This window comes from Aedoeadaptatus nemausensis, assembly GCF_903819165.1.
Classification (GTDB): domain Bacteria; phylum Bacillota; class Clostridia; order Tissierellales; family Peptoniphilaceae; genus Aedoeadaptatus; species Aedoeadaptatus nemausensis.
Genome location: NZ_CAIJCS010000022.1, coordinates 24163 through 39080 on the forward strand (window position 1 = coordinate 24163; position 14918 = coordinate 39080).

The 14918-nt window shown below is 49.3% G+C and carries 15 protein-coding genes; 13 read left to right on the top strand and 2 right to left on the bottom strand.

Annotated features, from left to right (window positions below):
- Positions 1 to 8 precede the first annotated feature (8 nt).
- Entirely contained in the window at positions 9 to 890 is an 882-nt protein-coding gene (locus PEPTYR26121_RS06635) for a carbohydrate ABC transporter permease (RefSeq protein ID WP_180500431.1), read from the top strand.
- A complete protein-coding gene (locus PEPTYR26121_RS06640; RefSeq protein WP_180500432.1) occupies positions 880 to 1716 on the top strand; it encodes a carbohydrate ABC transporter permease in 837 nt (278 codons plus the stop codon). Before PEPTYR26121_RS06635 ends, PEPTYR26121_RS06640 begins: the two co-directional genes overlap by 11 nt.
- Positions 1717 to 1776: 60 nt before the next feature.
- On the opposite strand, the gene PEPTYR26121_RS06645 is transcribed toward PEPTYR26121_RS06640, so the two are convergent.
- The gene (locus PEPTYR26121_RS06645) at positions 1777 to 2724 is read right to left on the bottom strand and encodes a DMT family transporter (protein ID WP_180500434.1); all 948 of its coding nucleotides are present in this window, start codon (positions 2722 to 2724) and stop codon (positions 1777 to 1779) included.
- A 70-nt stretch (positions 2725 to 2794) separates the two neighbouring features.
- Positions 2795 to 3304 (bottom strand): guanylate kinase, encoded by a 510-nt coding sequence (locus tag PEPTYR26121_RS06650; RefSeq protein WP_180500436.1) that lies wholly within the window; start codon positions 3302 to 3304, stop codon positions 2795 to 2797.
- A gap of 146 nt (positions 3305 to 3450) precedes the next feature.
- Here PEPTYR26121_RS06650 and gap point away from each other — a divergent pair, with 146 nt between their 5' ends.
- From gap to nikC, 11 genes are all read left to right on the top strand, one after another.
- The gene (gene gap / locus PEPTYR26121_RS06655; RefSeq protein WP_180500438.1) at positions 3451 to 4461 is read left to right on the top strand and encodes a type I glyceraldehyde-3-phosphate dehydrogenase; all 1011 of its coding nucleotides are present in this window, start codon (positions 3451 to 3453) and stop codon (positions 4459 to 4461) included.
- A gap of 43 nt (positions 4462 to 4504) precedes the next feature.
- Positions 4505 to 5683 (top strand): phosphoglycerate kinase, encoded by a 1179-nt coding sequence (locus PEPTYR26121_RS06660; RefSeq protein WP_180500440.1) that lies wholly within the window; start codon positions 4505 to 4507, stop codon positions 5681 to 5683.
- Between the two features lies 1 nt (position 5684).
- Positions 5685 to 6416, top strand: a complete 732-nt coding sequence (gene tpiA / locus PEPTYR26121_RS06665; RefSeq protein ID WP_180500442.1) for a triose-phosphate isomerase — start codon at positions 5685 to 5687, stop codon at positions 6414 to 6416.
- Positions 6409 to 7920: a 2,3-bisphosphoglycerate-independent phosphoglycerate mutase gene (gene gpmI / locus PEPTYR26121_RS06670; protein WP_180500444.1), complete on the top strand. Its 1512-nt coding sequence runs from the start codon at positions 6409 to 6411 to the stop codon at positions 7918 to 7920. The genes tpiA and gpmI overlap by 8 nt, the downstream gene beginning before the upstream one ends.
- 9 nt (positions 7921 to 7929) lie before the next feature.
- The gene (gene eno / locus PEPTYR26121_RS06675) at positions 7930 to 9210 is read left to right on the top strand and encodes a phosphopyruvate hydratase (protein WP_180500446.1); all 1281 of its coding nucleotides are present in this window, start codon (positions 7930 to 7932) and stop codon (positions 9208 to 9210) included.
- Between the two features lie 9 nt (positions 9211 to 9219).
- Positions 9220 to 9663 (top strand): SixA phosphatase family protein, encoded by a 444-nt coding sequence (locus tag PEPTYR26121_RS06680; protein ID WP_180500447.1) that lies wholly within the window; start codon positions 9220 to 9222, stop codon positions 9661 to 9663.
- A complete protein-coding gene (gene gloA, locus PEPTYR26121_RS06685) occupies positions 9660 to 10034 on the top strand; it encodes a lactoylglutathione lyase (RefSeq protein ID WP_180500449.1) in 375 nt (124 codons plus the stop codon). Before PEPTYR26121_RS06680 ends, gloA begins: the two co-directional genes overlap by 4 nt.
- 162 nt (positions 10035 to 10196) lie before the next feature.
- Positions 10197 to 11465, top strand: a complete 1269-nt coding sequence (murA, locus tag PEPTYR26121_RS06690) for a UDP-N-acetylglucosamine 1-carboxyvinyltransferase (RefSeq protein WP_180500451.1) — start codon at positions 10197 to 10199, stop codon at positions 11463 to 11465.
- A 74-nt stretch (positions 11466 to 11539) separates the two neighbouring features.
- Complete coding sequence (locus tag PEPTYR26121_RS06695) at positions 11540 to 13063, top strand: ABC transporter substrate-binding protein (RefSeq protein ID WP_180500453.1); 1524 nt, start codon at positions 11540 to 11542, stop codon at positions 13061 to 13063.
- A gap of 66 nt (positions 13064 to 13129) precedes the next feature.
- Positions 13130 to 14056 (top strand): ABC transporter permease, encoded by a 927-nt coding sequence (locus PEPTYR26121_RS06700; RefSeq protein ID WP_180500455.1) that lies wholly within the window; start codon positions 13130 to 13132, stop codon positions 14054 to 14056.
- Positions 14057 to 14065: 9 nt separating this feature from the next.
- A complete protein-coding gene (nikC, locus tag PEPTYR26121_RS06705; protein WP_180500457.1) occupies positions 14066 to 14917 on the top strand; it encodes a nickel transporter permease in 852 nt (283 codons plus the stop codon).
- The last annotated feature ends 1 nt before the right edge of the window (position 14918 follow it).

A 14918-nucleotide genomic window follows, 5' to 3' on the forward strand; every position in this document is an offset into this window, starting at 1 on the left:
GGTGCGCAATGAAACAATCAAAAAAAACGGCCTTTTTACTTTTGATTCCGGCGACGCTCATCATGGTGTTTACCGTGTTTTTGCCGATCATTACGACCTTTGGCTACAGTTTAAGGAATTTAAATTTAACGGAGCCCTATAATCAAAAGTTTGTAGGCTTTAAAAACTACGAGACGGTTTTAAAGAGCGAGGATTTCCATTCGGCTCTCTTCAATTCCGTCGCCGTCCTCGTCATGGTCCTCATTATCGGATTGGTTATCAGTGTGTTGATCGCCTTTGCCCTCAATAAAAAGACGAAAATCACGCCTTTATTGACGGCCATCGTCATCGTGCCCTGGGCGTTGCCGCCTATCGTAAACGGCATTATGTGGAAGTTTATTTTCTTCCCGGGCCACGGACTCATGAATAAGCTCCTTATGAACATGGGCCTAATTCAAGCGCCCATTTCGTGGATCAATAATCGAGGGCTCTTTTTATTCGTCGTGTCACTGGTAATCGCCTGGAGGATTATTCCCTTTTCCTCCATCGTTATTTTATCCAACTTACAAAGCATTCCTGAAAGCTATTACGAAGCATTCAAGATGGAGGGGAGCACGAGGCTCCAAGCCTTCCGCTACATTACCCTTCCCTTGATCGTGCCTTCTCTCGGGGTCGTGCTAATTAATCTAACCACGACGGCGATCAATGTTTTCGACGAAGTCATCGCCCTTTCGGGCTATCAATTCGCCAACCAGACCCTCTTGGTTTATAACTATTCCAACACATTCAGTTTTCTGGATTTCGGATTGGGAAGCTCTATTTCCTACATTATTATGGCCATTACGGGCATCTTCGGCTATTTCTATGTAAGAAATATGACAGTAGATAAGGTGTACGATTATGAAAAATAAAAACTTTACCTACCCGCTCATCGTCTTACTCATCGTGCTCTTCAGCTTGGGGCCCATTTTCTGGTGCTTTATCGTAAGCGTTACGCCGGAAAGCGATATGCTTCAGGCAACGGCGGGAATTTTGCCCGATATTACCACCTTCGAGCACTACGAAAAGATCTTCGACGCCGCATCACCTGAACATGCTACGGTTATGAACGGGCTTGTAAACAGTTTGAAGATTTCGGCCATCACTCTGGCCATCGGCGTACCCATTTCCTATTTGACGGCCTATGCTTTGGCCCGATTCGATTTTAAATTCAAAAAGATTTATATCCGCCTGCTTCTTTTAACCGTAGTTATTCCCGTGTTTACGACGATTATCCCGGTTTACAATATTTACAGAAAGCTCGGAATCTTAGACAATACTTTCTGGAACTGCGTGATCTATGTGTCCTCCTTCCTTCCTTTAAACACCTGGATCACCATGAACTATATTAAAGAAATTCCCGAGGAACTATGGCAAGCGAGTAAAATCGACGGTTTCAGCGAGGGCCAGATCCTGACGAAAATCGCCTTGCCCGTATCGGCGCCCGTGATCTTTACTACCACCTTGATCATGCTCCTAATGTCGTGGAAACAGTACATTATTCCCATGATTCTCCTGTCTTCCTACGACAACAAGCCCCTCACCATGATCATGTCGGAATTCATGTCCCGCTACGCCATTAATTACGGCATTATCGCCGCGGTTGGGATAATCTCTATTATTCCGCCGGCACTGGGCGCCCTCTTTTTCAGAAAGTTCCTGATATCCGGCCTGACATCGGGTTCAGTAAAAGGATAAGTCGATTAAAAAAACAAGTAAGTGTTTCCCTGCCGGGTACACTTACTTGTTTTTTATTGCTTATAAATGCGCTTTCACTCTTTTTTCCTTTACGCTTTGTTCCATAAAGATGAAGCTCGAAGCCACGGAGATCATGACGATGCCCACGACTTCATGAGGATAGATGATATCGCCCAAAAAAATCGCCGCCATTATGGGGGAGAGTACGGGTTTTACGGCGAAGACCAGTGAAGATATGGAGACAGGATTTTTCTCCACGGCGAAGAAGTGGCTTGCGAAGCCGATGCCCGTGACGAAGATACAGATATAGAGGAGAATGAGAATATTATCTCTATTGATTCCGGTAAAAATAGGTATGTCGATAAAAAGATCCAAGCCTATACTGTTCAGAAATGTGGCCGCCGGGGCCGTGTGGGAAAGGCCGATTAAGATCAAAAGCTCCGCCACGCCGAAGAAAAAAGAATGGGATGTAATGGTCGGGGCTTTAAAGGGTTTATCTTTGTAGAGTATTTTTCCCACTAAGGCGTAGAGGGAGAAAGTAAGGGCGGAAATGGAAATGATGATAACGCCTAAAAAAGAGCCTTTGAAATGAAGGGGATTGACCAAAATAAGAAAGCCCGCGAAGGAAAGGAGCACGGAATAAAAGGTTCTGCGGCTGATTTTTTCCGATGTAAAAAAGTGGGCGAGGATCATGGAGAAAAAGGTATTGGAACAAAATAATATCCCCGCCACATGGGCGTCTAAAAACGAAACCGATAAGGTGTAGAAGGTCATAGAGACGACGATGCACAGAAAGCCCGAAAGAGCGAAGTGTATGTAATCTTTTCCGTTGATTTTGTAATGGGTCTTCTTAAGCTCTCTTTCGCTTATCGGAAAGAGAATGAGGGCCGCGACAAAAAAGCGGATAAGATTCAACTGCACCGGATGGAAGGCGCCTCCTGTTAATTTGATGGCGACTTCCATGGATGAAAAGAGAAATGCTGCGACAAAAACATATATTAAATTCATAACACACCTCGAAAATAGTGTAGCACAACGAGGTGAATGGAGAGCATTTTTTACTAAAAACAGGAGAATTTTATAAATGCTTTTCCACACAACTTCTTATAGAACGAAAGACCTCTTCTATCGTGCCTTCCGAGGAGAGATTGTAATCGGCGGAAAAAACCATAATCTCTCTTCGAAAGCGTCCCTTTTCCCTGCGGAGATCCAGGCGGCGGTGCCGCTCTTTTTCCGGAAGGGTTAAGGCGATGGTAACGGCGCCCAGTGCTTGCAGCTTTTTTGCGCCGCGATCGTCCAGGACTACGACGCCGTGGCGATTTTTCGACTGAGCGAGAGAGACGAGGTCTTCTTTGGGAATGCCGTAGTGGGCGCCGTGGATTTTCGTAGGAGCTAAGAGTTCGCCGCGGTTTAATTTTTCGTCGTATAGTTCATCCGATAAGAAGTAGTAATCCCGCCCGTCGACTTCACCCGCTCGCTTGGGGCGGGTGGTGGCAGTAATGATTTTATGAAATCCGGGAAGTTCGGCGAGTTTTTCCGCCTGAGTGGTTTTTCCGGATCCCGAAGGGCCGAGGAGAACAAAGAGCATATTTTATCCTTTCTTTTACGGTAAATGTCGCATCGGCGATCAGTTTCTGATATGATGAAACTGACGGTTTTAATCGATACCTATGACGATTTCATGGGTATATAAACAATAGATATAAAACGAACTTACATTTTAAGGAGGAAACAATGTCAATTCGTGTAGGCGTAAACGGTTTTGGTCGCATCGGTCGCGACGTAGTAAGAGGAATTTGTCTTCGCAAGGATCTTCCCTTTGAACTGGTTCAATTAAATGCCAGCGGCGATTGGAATTTGATGGCCCACTTATTTAAATACGATACGGTATATCGTCGTTACCCCGGCGAAATCGAAGTAACGGATAAGGGCTTTAAAATTGACGGAAAAGACATTGTAATTTCCGATCAACGTGATCCCGTCAACATCCCCTGGAAAGAAAACGGCGTGGACATCGTCATCGACACCACCGGTGCCTTTAAAGATAAAGAAGGCGCTCAAAAACACTTCGACGCAGGCGCTAAAAAGGTCATCGTATCCGCTCCTACGAAGGGTGAAGATATTACTATCGTTATGGGCGTCAACGACGATCTTTACGACAACGAAAAACACCACTTCTTATCCAACGCATCCTGCACCACCAACTGCATGGCGCCGGTGACCAAAATTATACTCGATACCTTCGGCATTGAAAAGGGCATGATGACAACGGTTCACGCCTATACAAATGACCAACACATTCACGACGCTAAACACAAAAAAGACTGGAGAAGAGCGCGTGCCGCGGCGGAAAATATTATCCCCACCTCTACAGGTGCTGCAAAGGCCGTAGCGCAAGTTATTCCCGAACTCGCCGGTAAATTAGACGGCCACGCTCTTCGCGTTCCCGTTCCCACCGGTTCCATTACCGACATGGTCTTCGAACTTGAAAAAGAAGCCACTGTTGAAGAAATTAATGCAGCTATTAAGAAAGCGGCGGAAGGCCCGATGAAAGGCATTTTAGCTTACACGGAAGATCCCATCGTCTCTACCGACATTATCGCCGATCCCCACGCTTCTATCTTCGACGCATCCCTTACCTTGGCCCACGGAAAATTCGTAAAAGTATTCTCCTGGTATGACAATGAATGGGGTTACAGTCAACGAGTTATCGACTTGGCAAGCTTAGTTGCAGAAAAAATGTAAATGAGGTCGAGCTCTTAGGGGCTCGATTTTTCTTGGAGGTTTTATGGATATTCAAGCACTGAATCTTTCGGGGAAGACCGTCCTCGTCAGGGTAGATTTTAATGTTCCCGTAAAAGATAAAAAAGTAACCGACACGACCCGCATCGAAGCGGCGAAACCCACCATCGATTATCTTTTAGAACAAGGAGCCGCCGTGATCTTAATGAGCCACCGCGGACGCCCCAAAGGGGAATATGACGAAGCGTTCAGCATGGAACCCGTGCGCAAGGCTGCTGAAAAAGTATTGGGAAAAGATATTGTCCCTATGTTTTCCGGCCTCGTCGTCGACGACAATGTGGCCCGTATGGCGCGGGAATTAAAGCCCGGCGAAATCGGCCTTTTGGAAAATCTCCGTTTCAGAAACGAAGAAAAGAAAAATGATCCCGCCTTTGCAAAGGAACTGGCTTCCCTCGCCGATTGCTATGTAAACGACGCCTTCGGCACCGCCCACCGCGCCCACGCATCCAATGTGGGCATCGTAAAGGAACTTCCTTCGGCTCTCGGATTTTTAATGGGCAAGGAAGTAGAGGTGCTTTCGGATCTTTTAAACAATCCGAAGCGTCCCTTTATCGCCATTTTAGGCGGCGCAAAGGTCAGCGATAAGATTGCCGTCATCGAGCATTTAATGGAAGTATGCGACGGTATTTTAATCGTCGGCGCCATGGCCAATACTTTCCTCTTAAGTGAAGGGAAGAATATGGGCGCCTCCCTCGTGGAAGAAGGGGAAGTTCAAAAGGCGAAGATGCTCGTGGAAAAAGCGGAAGAAAAGGGCGTGAAGCTCCTCCTTCCCACGGATCTCGTAGTAGCGAAGGGGATCGACGCTCCGAAAACCGCCCACACAGTATCCGCAGACTCTATCGGAGAAGATGAGATGGCGCTGGATATCGGCGAAGACACGGTTCGCCGTTACGGAGAGGTTTTAAAGACGGCGAAATCCGTGGTCTGGAACGGACCTGCCGGCGTGTTTGAAACCAAACCTTTCGACAAGGGCACGGCGGCCCTCGCCGAATTACTGGGTGCCCTCGATGCAGAAGTGGTCATCGGTGGCGGCGACTCGGCGGCGGCTATTACCCAGGCGGGCCTTGCCGACAAGATGAGCCATATTTCATCGGGCGGCGGCGCCAGCTTGGAATTTTTAGAGGGCAAATCCCTTCCCGCCATTCAGGCCATAGAAGAGGTGTAAGATGAGACAAAAAGTAGTTGCCGGCAACTGGAAAATGAATACTACCCTGAAAGAAGGGGAAGAGCTTATTAAAGCCCTGGTCTCTGTGGATGCAAAGGGCGCGGAAGTCATTATTGCGCCGCCCTTTACCCACTTGGATCGAGTAGGCTCTCATATGGAAAAGACGGACTTCGCCCTGGCGGCACAAAATCTTTCTGAAGATTCCTTCGGCGCCCATACAGGGGAAATCGCCGGGGAAATGTTGAAAGACATGGGCTGCCGCTACGTCATCATCGGCCATAGCGAATGCCGGGGAAGAGGCGAAACTGATGAAGTGATTCAGAAGAAGATCACCCGCGCCATGGAAGTGGGCCTGACCCCCATTATCTGTTTCGGCGAAGACGAAGAGGTTTACAATAGCGGCAAGCGCATGGACTTTTTAAAGAATCAAGTGCACTCGGCTCTGGAATCTGTAAAAGAGGAAGAGTTCCTCCTGGCCTACGAGCCTATTTGGGCCATCGGCACGGGAAAAACCGCGAGCGCGGAAGATGCCAATGAGGTTATTGCGGAAATCAGAAATGAACTTCCCGAAGATCGACGTGAGGATGTAAGAATTCTCTACGGCGGCAGCGTAAAAGCCGACAATGTGGCGGGCTTTTTAAAGGCCGGCGAAATCGACGGCGTCCTCGTAGGCGGCGCCAGCTTAAAGGCGGATTCTTTCAAGGGCATCATCGACGAGGTTTCCCATGTCTAAGCCCATTTTACTGGCCATACTCGACGGACTGGGTCTTGCCGAAGGAGGCCCGAACAATGCCTTCGATCAGGCCCATACGCCGGTACTGGACCGCTTGATGGAAAATGGATACGCTCAGCTCCAAGCTTCAGGGGAAGCAGTTGGTCTACCTGAGGGACAAATGGGAAATTCCGAAGTGGGCCACACCAATATCGGCGCCGGCCGCATAGTCTACCAGGAGCTGACGCGCATTTCTCGCGACGCAAAAGACGGCACGCTGGCGAAAAATCCCGTGTTGCAGGAAGGTTTTTTGCATGCGAAAGATCACGCCCTCCATTTAGTAGGGCTCGTATCCTGCGGCGGCGTTCACTCCCATAGAGATCACCTGGTTTCTCTGGTCAAACTGGCCAAGGAAGCGGGTGTAGAAAAGATTTATATTCACGCCATTTTAGACGGTAGAGATGTGCCGCCTACATCGGCTAGGGAAGAAATCAAAAAGCTGCAAGAGGACCTGGCGACCATCGGCGCCGGAGAAGTGGTGAGTTTAGTCGGCCGCTTTTACGCCATGGACAGGGATACCCGCTGGGAGCGCGTAGAAGTGGCCTATGACCTCCTGACTCAGGGAAGGGGACGGGACTACACAAATGCCGACGAGATTTTCGCGGAATCTTATAGAGAACACAATACGGACGAGTTCTTTGAGCCCTCCTACTTGAAACGCGACGGAGAAGCCGTAGGGCGTATCGGGGACGGGGATGTGTTCCTGTTTTTCAATTTTCGACCCGATCGGGCCCGGGAAATTGTGCGGACCTTTACCGACCCCGATTTCGACGGATTTGTCCGGAAAGTATTCCCGAAAGTGCATATGGTCACCATGACCGATTACGACGAAACTATTCCGGGTACCCACATTATGTATCCGAAGGAAGAGCTGAGAGATACTTTAGGAGAAGTGATCTCCGATCAGGGGCTCAAGCAGCTTCGCATCGCCGAGACGGAAAAATACGCCCACGTAACGTTCTTTCTGAGCGGCGGCAGGGAAAATCCCTATATGGGGGAATACCGTATTCTCGTGCCTTCGCCGAAGGTGGCGACGTACGATCTGGAGCCGGAGATGCGCGCCGATCTCGTAGGGCGGCAGCTTATTAATGCCATTAACAAAGACCTTGCCGATGTTTACATCGTAAACTACGCCAATCCCGACATGGTAGGCCACACCGGCGTATTGGACGCCGCCATCCAAGCGGTGGAAGCGGTGGACAAATCACTCGGAAGTGTGCTGGAGGCCTTGGAGAAAAAAGGCGGACGAGCTTTAATTACGGCGGATCACGGCAATTGCGATGTAATGAAGGATGAGGAAGGAAACCCCGTCACATCCCACACTACCAATCCCGTATTCTTGATCCCCGTCGGATTTGAACGACAATTGAACGACGGCATTCTCGCCGACATTGCCCCGACCATTTTGGAAGAACTTTACATCGAAAAACCCGAGGCCATGACCGGCCGCAGTCTATGGAAATAAGGAGACGACATGAGCAGTATTATTGAAATTTATGGACGTGAAGTACTGGACAGCCGGGGAAATCCCACGGTAGAAGTTGAAGTTTACACACAAGACGGCGGTTTCGGCCGCGCCATCGTCCCCTCCGGTGCCAGTACCGGCGAATACGAAGCCGTAGAACTTCGCGACGGCGACGATCGCTACATGGGCAAGGGCGTGGAAAATGCCGTAGCCAATGTAAATGAAGTGATCGCCCACGATCTCTTGGGTTACGATGTGTTGGATCAACTGGGAATCGACGAGGCCCTTATCGCTTTAGACGGCACGGAGAACAAGGGCAAACTGGGCGCCAATGCGATATTAGGCGTATCCTTAGCCGTAGCGAAGGCGGCGGCCGATGAGCTGGGCCTTCCCCTTTATCAGTACATGGGCGGCGTAGGCGCGCGCACTCTTCCCGTCCCCATGATGAATATTTTAAACGGCGGGGAACATGCCGATAACAATGTGGACATTCAGGAATTTATGATCATGCCCGTGGGCGCCGAGAGCTTTAAAGAAGGCCTTCGCATGGGAACGGAAGTTTATCATCACCTGAAAAAGGTTATAAAAGAAAAGGGACTTTCCACCGGCGTCGGCGACGAAGGTGGATTCGCTCCGAATCTGGACAGTAATGTGGAAGCCCTGGACCTTATTGTGGAAGCGGTAAAATCCGCGGGCTTAGTTCCCGGAGAGGACATTGTCTTTGCGCTGGACGTGGCGGCTTCTGAAATGTACGATAGCGACAAAAAAGTCTACGTTCTCGCAGGAGAAGGCAAGGAAAAAACCGCGGCGGAAATGGTGGAATGGTACGCAGACATTACCTCTCGCTACCCGGTTATGAGTATCGAAGACGGTCTGGATGAGGACGACTGGGAAGGCTGGAAGCTCCTTACGGAAAAACTCGGCGACAAGATTCAACTGGTCGGCGACGATTTATTCGTCACCAATGTTAAGCGTCTGGCTCGCGGCATCGAAGAAGGAGTGGGCAATTCCATCCTCATTAAGCTCAACCAAATCGGCAGCTTATCGGAAACAGTCGATTCCGTACAAATGGCGCACCGCGCGTCCATGACCGCCGTTATCAGCCATAGAAGCGGCGAAACGGAAGACGCCACCATCGCCGATCTCGCCGTAGCATTAAATGCCGGCCAAATTAAAACCGGCGCTCCGGCGAGAACGGACCGCGTCGCCAAGTACAATCAATTGCTTAGAATTGAAGATGAACTGGGCGAATTGGCACGTTATGAAGGAATCAATGTATTTAGAAAATAAGAGGCAAATATGATTTTATATCTCATGCGTCACGGCGAGGCGGAAAGCTTTGCCGATCGAGACGAGGAAAGGGCCCTTACACAAGAGGGGGTCTTTCAGGCGGAAGATACGGCCGATGCTTTTTTAAGAAGAGAATGGCCGCTCCCGCAAAAAATCATCGTCTCGGAATATAAGCGCGCCGTGGAAACGGCGGAAGTGGTTGCGAAAAAACTGGGCGTTCACGATGTAAAGATCGTGAGCTATAAAGACGCCACCCGCTGGCGAAATATGAAGGAATATATTACCGACGAGCCCATTTTATTTATCGCCCATCAACCGAGTCTCGGTTACACGATCGAAGAGATCACAGGTGAAATCGTCTCGGTAAAAAAGGCGAGCCTTCACCGTATCGAATACGACCCCATTTTAGATAAGGGCGTCTATGTAGATAAAATAGAAAGGGTGAGAGCGTGAAATATGCACACACTTGTATTCGCGTAAAAGACTTAGAAGCATCGATCAAATTTTATGAAGAAGCTTTAGGTTATAAAGTGACCCGCGAAAAGGACCATACGAAAGACGGTTTTAAATTGGTCTATATGGCTCTGGAGGGTGACGAAACTGAGCTGGAGCTTACCTATAATATCGGCCACGGAGCTTACGATATCGGAAACGGCTACGGCCATGTCGCCGTCTATGCAGACGATCTGGAAGCGGAGCACGAACGTATGAAAAAAGCGGGCTTCGATGTGACCGAGCTTAAGGGCCTTCCCGGAGACCCGCCGCGCTACTTCTTTGTCACCGATCCCGACGGCTATAAGACCGAAGTTATTCGCAACAAGTGATATCTAAGACTTGGTAAACGGCGGTCAACCACCGACAATATAGGTTAAATATGATACAATAAGAACGCTTAGAGTATATACTCCGAGCGTTCTTATTATGTTTAAAAACTGGCCCGATCGGGCATCAAGATAATAAATCGTATTAGTAAGGGGAGATCGTTTTTGGAAAGAATAGTCGTGGAGAGAAGTCCCGCATTAAAAGGTCGCGTTCGTATCAGCGGCGCTAAAAATGCGGCGCTGCCCATTTTAGCCGCCTGTCTTTTAGGCACGGAAGATATTTATTTAGAAGAAGTACCGGAATTACAAGACGTACATATTATGTGCGAACTTTTAGAATCCCTGGGTTCCACCGTCGAAAAGTTGGGCAAGGGTAAACTTAAAATCAACTCCTCCGGCCTGCACGAGTACCGCACGCCTTTCGAGCTTATGAGCAAGATGCGCGCGTCATTTCTCGTTATGGGGCCTCTTTTGGCGCGCCTCGGCAAAACGGAAAATTCTCTGCCGGGAGGTTGCTCCATCGGTGCGCGGCCTATCGACTATCACTTAAAGGGCTTCCGCGCTTTGGGTGCCGATATTCAGGAAGACATCGGAAATATTACCGCTTCCTGTGATCGCTTAAAAGGCGATAAGATCTACTTGGATTTCCCCTCCGTAGGCGCCACGGAAAATATTATGATGGCGGCCGTCTTGGCGGAAGGGGAGACGATCATCGAAAACGCGGCGAAAGAACCGGAGATCGTCGATCTTTCGAATTTTTTGAGAAAACTCGGCGCGAAAGTAACCGGCGCCGGCACTTCCACTATTCGTATCGACGGTGTGGAAAAGCTGGGAGGCGCGCGCCACGCTATTATTCCCGACCGAATCGAGGCGGGTACCTTTATGGTGGCGGCGGCTATTACGGGCGGCGACGTTCTCGTGGAAAATGTTATTACGAGCCACATTAAACCCGTCATCGCCAAGCTCAAGGAATCGGGCTGCGAAATTATTGAAGAAGGGGAGAATGTTCGGGTAAAGGCGGCAGCCATTCCCGAAACCATCGACATCAAAACCCTTCCCTATCCCGGATTCCCGACGGATATGCAGGCACAATTTATGGCCTATATGACCCAATGTAAGGGGAGCAATGTCACCATCGAAACCGTCTTTGAAAACCGCTTTATGCACGTGGACGAGTTTAAGAAAATGGGCGCTGATATTAAAATCGACGGCAGGAGCGCCGTAGTGGTAGGCCCGAAACATTTGACGGGAACCTCCGTTAAAGCCAGCGACCTGCGCGCAGGTGCAGCTCTCATTCTCGTAGGCCTCGTCGCCGAAGGAAAGACCACCATTCGCGATATCTATCATATCGACAGAGGGTACGAGGACATCGAGGAAAAATTCCGTGGACTGGGCGCCAATGTTTACCGCATCGAAAGGGAAGAGGATGAATAATCTGATTCTTTAAGGATTTAGAAGGGTATAAAACCAGAGACACTAAAATTTATGTAGAAAGTGAAGGGATACCCATGAAGAAACGTTTAATGGCAATGTTTATGGCCATGGCGCTTATTTTAACGGCGTGTGGCGGCTCCGCCTCCAAAGGTGGGGACAAAGACAGCCTCGTCATCGCTCAGGCATCCGATGCGGAGTCGATGGACCCGATTATTCAAAACAGTATTTACGCTGAAAACATCATCAAGCAAATTTACGACACTTTGCTCGTGAGAAAGCCCGACGGCACCATGGAAAACCGCCTGGCGGAATCCATCGAACAGCCCGACGATTTAAGCTATGTCATTAAGCTTCGCGAAGGCGTCAAGTTCTCCAACGGAGAAGAGCTGACCTCGGAAGACGTGGCCTTTACTTTAAACCGCGCCGCTCAATCCGATGCCTACGGTTATATTTACAAGCAAATCGATCCGAACAGTTACGACACGTCGGATCCTCTGGTTTTAAAATTTAAACTTACAGAACCCGACGCCACTTTTACGGCGGCTTTAGCTCACCCGGCGGCTTCTATCGTGGATAAGACTACTACGGAAGCCGATCCCGAATCGTTGGGCACTAAGCCCATAGGCACCGGCCCCTTTAAGTTGGACGACTGGAAGAAGCTCGACAATACGACCCTAAGTTACAATGAAAACTATTGGGGCGAAAAGCCGGCTTTCAGTCAAATGATCTTCCGCATTATTCCGGAAGATTCCAACCGCCTTATCGAGTTGGACAGCGGTCAAGCGGATATCGCCATGGAAGTGGCGCCTAACGACGCGACGAAAGTGGAAGAAAATGAAGATCTTACGCTCTATACCAAGCTGGACAACTCCGTCCACTTTATGGGCCTTACTGTAGACAAGGGCATTTTCCAAAATCCCAAGGCTCGCGAAGCCATGACCTACGCATTGGATATGCAGGCCATTATCGATGCGGTTTACATGGGTCACGGTAAAGTAGCTACAGGCCCTGTAAACCCGAACATTCCCTATTCCATCTCCGATTCCATCGAGCCTACGAAGCGGGATGTGGAAAAAGCGAAGGCTCTCTTAAAAGAAGCCGGCGTTAAGGAAGGGGATACGATCAAACTTTATTGCCACGATCAACAATCCCGAGTCGATATGGCGACGATTATTCAATCGCAACTTAAAGATGTGGGACTTAATGTAGAAATCAATTCCATGGAATGGAATACCTATATGTCCACCTTGGCTCGTCCGGATCACGATCACGATATGTTCTTAATGAGCTGGTCGCCTTCCGTCGTGGATGCGCACTATCCTCTTTACGCCACCTATCATTCCGATAAAAAGGGAACGGGTCCGAACTTTATGTTCTATGGCAATCCGGCATTGGACGCTTTAATCGAAAAAGGTCTACGTGCACCGGAAAAGGACCGTGCCACCATTTATAAAGAAGCGCAAGAGCTCGTCATCAAAGAGCATCCCGCGATCTTCGCACTTTACGGCGAACAGATTATCGGCGCGCAAAAGAATATTAAAAACTTCGATCCCGATCCTTCGGGAAGCAACGAGTTTTATCACATCACGTTTGAATAAACACAGCAATAAAGACTCCTTTAAAAGGAGTCTTTATTACATGTTTTCACATGGAAAGAGGGAAACATGATTAAATACATTTTAAGACGCCTTTTCTTTATGGTGCCTACGATGCTCGGCGTGAGCCTGATTATTTTCGGGCTCCTCTACTTAACGCCCGGGGACGCTGCCGTGGCGAAGCTCGGCCAACAGGCGCCGCCTGAGGCTATCGAGGCGTACCGGGAAGAGCTCGGGCTCAACGATCCCTTCCTCGTACAATACGGACGCTATATTAAAGGCGCTCTCCACGGCGATTTGGGAAAGAGTTATCTTTCCGGCGCCGATGTAGGGGACACACTGAAAGAATATTTTCCCGCCACAGTGAAGCTCACTTTATTTTCCCTGGCGGTGGCCGTTATCTTCGGCATTATCTTCGGCATTTTAAGTGCCGTCTTTAAATACAGCTGGATCGACAAGATCTCCATGTTTTTCGGCATGATCGGCCTTTCCATGCCCATTTTCTGGTCGGGTCTTTTGTTTATTTTGCTCTTTTCCGTGAAGCTGGGCTGGTTGCCCTCCTCGGGACTTCGCTCCTTTAAGCACTTGATCCTTCCGGGCTTTGCATTGGGCTTTCAGTCCATGGCCGTCATTATGCGCCAAACAAGATCTTCTATGCTCGATGTCTTAAATAAAGATTATATTCGCACCGCGCGTTCCAAGGGATTCAGAGAGCGCTATGTTATTTTCGTTCACGCCCTTAAAAACGCCATGATCCCCGTATTAACCAGTGCGGGCCTTTTAACCGGCGCCCTTATCGGCGGAAGCGTGCTTACGGAGACCATCTTCTCCATTCCGGGCATCGGACGGCATATGGTACAAAGCATTACGGCGAGAGACTACCCTATGATTCTCGGCGCCGTTCTCCTGATCTCACTTTCTTACTGTATCTTAAATCTCGTCGTCGACATTCTCTACGGCTTCCTCGATCCTCGAGTTCGAAGCCAATACGAATAAGGAGGGCTTATGGAACAGAAACAATCGCGAACAAAAGACCTCCTGCGTATTTTTTACAAAAATAAAATGGCGGTAATGGGCTTTATTATTATTCTCGCCATGGTGATCATCGCCGTCTTCGCGCCGCTCATCGCCACGCAGGCCCCGGAGGCGCAGGATCTCGCCATAAGATTTCAATCGCCGTCGGCGGAGCATTTCTTCGGCACGGATAATTTCGGGCGGGATATCTTTTCAAATGTGGTCTACGGCGCCCGGATCTCTCTTTTTATCGGCCTCGTGGCCACGATTATCTCCGTCGTTATCGGCACGATCATCGGCGCCGTCGCCGGTTTTTTCGGCGGAGGTGTAGACAATGTGCTCATGCGCCTCGTGGATATTATTTTATCCATACCGTCTTTAATTTTAGCCATCGCCATTTCCGCCGTATTGGGCACGGGGATTCGCAATTTAATCCTCGCCGTATCCCTTTCGAGCATTACGAATTACGCCCGCATTGTAAGAGCCAGCGTGCTTTCCGTAAAAGAGCAGGAATATGTAGAGGCGGCTAAAATCGGCGGGGCGAGTAATTTCCGCCTGATCTTTCGCCATATTCTACCGAACTGCACGGGTCCCATTATTGTGCAGGCCACTTTGGGCGTAGGTACGGCGATTTTACAGGCGGCGAGCTTGAGCTTTATCGGCCTTGGCGTACAACCGCCGACACCGGAATGGGGCGGCATGCTTTCCCAGGGAAGAAGTTATATTCGGGACTATCCCCATATGACTATCTTCCCGGGTCTCGCCATCGCCCTTACGATTTTCTCGCTGAATCTTTTCGGCGACGGACTTAGTGATACGCTGGATGTAAAACAAAGGGGGTAGT

Coding starts and splice junctions, on each gene's coding strand:
- PEPTYR26121_RS06635 (WP_180500431.1), top strand. CDS start 9: ATGAAACAATCAAAAAAAACGGCCTTTTTACTTTTGATTCCGGCGACG.
- PEPTYR26121_RS06640 (WP_180500432.1), top strand. CDS start 880: ATGAAAAATAAAAACTTTACCTACCCGCTCATCGTCTTACTCATCGTG.
- PEPTYR26121_RS06645 (WP_180500434.1), bottom strand. CDS start 2,724: ATGAATTTAATATATGTTTTTGTCGCAGCATTTCTCTTTTCATCCATG.
- PEPTYR26121_RS06650 (WP_180500436.1), bottom strand. CDS start 3,304: ATGCTCTTTGTTCTCCTCGGCCCTTCGGGATCCGGAAAAACCACTCAG.
- gap (WP_180500438.1), top strand. CDS start 3,451: ATGTCAATTCGTGTAGGCGTAAACGGTTTTGGTCGCATCGGTCGCGAC.
- PEPTYR26121_RS06660 (WP_180500440.1), top strand. CDS start 4,505: ATGGATATTCAAGCACTGAATCTTTCGGGGAAGACCGTCCTCGTCAGG.
- tpiA (WP_180500442.1), top strand. CDS start 5,685: ATGAGACAAAAAGTAGTTGCCGGCAACTGGAAAATGAATACTACCCTG.
- gpmI (WP_180500444.1), top strand. CDS start 6,409: ATGTCTAAGCCCATTTTACTGGCCATACTCGACGGACTGGGTCTTGCC.
- eno (WP_180500446.1), top strand. CDS start 7,930: ATGAGCAGTATTATTGAAATTTATGGACGTGAAGTACTGGACAGCCGG.
- PEPTYR26121_RS06680 (WP_180500447.1), top strand. CDS start 9,220: ATGATTTTATATCTCATGCGTCACGGCGAGGCGGAAAGCTTTGCCGAT.
- PEPTYR26121_RS06695 (WP_180500453.1), top strand. CDS start 11,540: ATGAAGAAACGTTTAATGGCAATGTTTATGGCCATGGCGCTTATTTTA.
- PEPTYR26121_RS06700 (WP_180500455.1), top strand. CDS start 13,130: ATGATTAAATACATTTTAAGACGCCTTTTCTTTATGGTGCCTACGATG.
- nikC (WP_180500457.1), top strand. CDS start 14,066: ATGGAACAGAAACAATCGCGAACAAAAGACCTCCTGCGTATTTTTTAC.